Raw genomic sequence first — 216 nt, 5'->3', positions numbered from 1 at the left:
GAGATCATCCGCGACCTGCGCCTGGGTACCTTCGATGTGGTGGTCGGCATCAACCTGCTGCGCGAGGGCCTGGACATTCCCGAAGTCTCGCTGGTGGCGATCCTGGATGCGGACAAGGAAGGCTTCCTGCGTTCCGAGCGCAGCCTGATCCAGACCATCGGCCGCGCCGCCCGCAACCTCAACGGCATGGCCATCCTGTATGGCGATGTGGTGACC

Annotated in this window: 1 protein-coding gene; it reads left to right on the top strand. The window is 64.4% G+C overall.

The window, feature by feature from the left end; all coding sequences use genetic code 11:
- Positions 1–216 (top strand): helicase-related protein (locus ACX9YW_RS23800; RefSeq protein ID WP_460351310.1); only part of this gene is annotated, 216 nt, incomplete at both ends.

It is taken from the genome of Pseudoneobacillus rhizolycopersici, from assembly GCF_054786815.1.
The sequence above is the reverse complement of the archived record's forward strand: the minus strand, read 5'-3'. Positions and strand labels throughout refer to the sequence as shown.